At 40.9% G+C, this 2,037-nt stretch carries 2 protein-coding genes; both read left to right on the top strand.

Annotated features, from left to right (window positions below):
- Positions 1–236 precede the first annotated feature (236 nt).
- Positions 237–977, top strand: a complete 741-nt coding sequence (locus B5D35_RS23485; RefSeq protein WP_078754810.1) for a zinc-dependent peptidase — start codon at positions 237–239, stop codon at positions 975–977.
- Positions 978–1,126: 149 nt separating this feature from the next.
- Positions 1,127–1,789 (top strand): hypothetical protein, encoded by a 663-nt coding sequence (locus B5D35_RS23490; protein ID WP_078754811.1) that lies wholly within the window; start codon positions 1,127–1,129, stop codon positions 1,787–1,789.
- Positions 1,790–2,037 lie beyond the last annotated feature (248 nt).

Genomic DNA, 2,037 nt, shown 5'->3' on the forward strand with positions numbered 1-2,037 from the left:
GGCTCCTAGGTTCATCTGGTGATACAGATGGTTCACTCGTTGAGCGGTGAACAGCGCTTCATACGACTTCACGTCGCACGCCCCAAAGTGAGTTAGCAGTAACCGCATCTCTTAGAAGTCATGGTGAAACTTGACTTAGTTTTACTCATACCTGTGTGTGCTCAAAGCTAATTGATCCATTTGAGCTTTATAATCATAGTCAGCAAAAATCATATCCAGTAACTAAAAGGAACAACATGTTTTTTGGTAAGATTTTTAGCAAAAAAGCAAAGAAACAATTTGAAAGTGTTCATGACGACTTGTTGTCCTCTATGGCGCTATATTCATATTTTTCGGTGGAGCAGCAACTATTCATCTGCCATTTTGTTAATCAGTTTTATAACAATAAAACAGTGTTGGTTAGCCCAGATATCACAATTGAAAACCGAGAACTCTTGCTGGTACTAATCGCTGCCAACGCATCCTTGGTTGGAGGAGCGCAGCGGACTGATTACTTTTCGTCGGTGAAATGGATTCATATTTGCTCTGACGACTTACAAGTTGACGGTGATGCGTATGAGACTTCTACTGTGCGGTTGAGCGCTTCCCTTTGTTTAGAGGAAACGTCTGATATTATTGATGGGAGAAATCTGATTGTTCACGAGTTTGCTCATATTCTCGACCATATTTTTGGCTTGTCTGGCAGTACCCCTGCGTTACGCAAAGCCCATGAGGCCTATCTGAGCAACACTGCAGCACAACAAGAATATCTTGTTCCAGATTGTGCTACACCACCAAGCGAGATCGTTAACCATGTATTTACTCATGATGAGACTTTACTTCGCACACACGAAGAGTATTTTGCAGTACTTTCTGAGTTGTTTTTTACGAATCCAGCGGCCATTCATGAGAACAGCGTTGAATTGTATAGTGACCTAGTTGGTATCTATGGTTTAAACATGCTGGCCATATTGAGCGGTCGCGATCAGGTTGTATAGATGAACAGAGTCCGCTTCTTGACCCTCTGCTCAGAAATGTTTTTAAGCGGCTTATTGACTGGCATTGGTTATACAAAATTGTCCACACTCGTGCTAGTTCGATTTGCTTTTGCGTGTTCATGTTGGCGTTATAGTGATTTGGAGTTTAAGTGGAAAAATTCATCAAGCTAGCTGACCCAAATCTTGCGGTAGCGAGTGAGATTTTTGAGGCAATTACTGAAGCCTTCAAAAAAAGTCAGTGTTATAGAACTAGCACCTTCTTCAAAACTGTAGAAACCAGATATGAAGTCATGACTCAGCCTGAAAAGGTGAAGTTCAAAGAACATATCAGTAGTGAATCTGGTCAAAAAGTAATATCGGACTTTGCCATAGCTGTATCTTCAACACCTAGCACGATCGTTAACGCTTCACTTGCGCTTTTGTATTCGCAGGATCCAGATTTTAATTTCTCTCAAAACGAGTTAGAGCGTTTTGTTGCTGCCGTGAGTGGTCTGACAGATCGTAAGGTTGACTTTTTATTGCATATTCAGAACCTCAGTCCGTCCCAAAAGGAATCCTTGTATCCAGTCTACGTTATTAATCAAGACAACTTTGGTACTTTAAGAGATGTTATAGATATCGATGAACTTTTCATCTATGTATCAGATTTCCAGTCTAGAGGACTAGTATTGATTAATGTTGATCAGCCGAAAAATTTTGGTTTCGCAAATAAGTTTGATGATGGAGTAAAGTGGTCTACAAATTTCTGTCTAAGCGAGACGCAAGTTCGTTATATAGCCTTATTAAGGAAAGCTAAGGAACTTGTAGCCTAATCGCCATAAGACAAGCTCATATTTGGTTAATAGACCTACTGTTTTGGCTGTATCAGCAGCCAATTCTCTCAAACGACTAAGCCGTTTACTTGGCTTTCCCCAATCTGAAGTTATCCGAAGCGATAGTTTTAGGGCATAAATTCTAACTGATTCCTGTCCGTGCGACCTGAAGTCGTATGAAGCGCTGTTCACCGCGATAAGAGTGAACCATCTGTATCACCAGATGACCCTAGGATCCTGAATAAAGC

Origin of the sequence: Enterovibrio nigricans DSM 22720 (assembly GCF_900167155.1) — a bacterium.
Lineage (GTDB): Bacteria > Pseudomonadota > Gammaproteobacteria > Enterobacterales > Vibrionaceae > Enterovibrio > Enterovibrio nigricans.

What these genes read in the sequence shown, in the direction of transcription:
- B5D35_RS23485 (WP_078754810.1), top strand. Translation starts at nt 237, where the DNA reads ATGTTTTTTGGTAAGATTTTTAGCAAAAAAGCAAAGAAACAATTTGAA.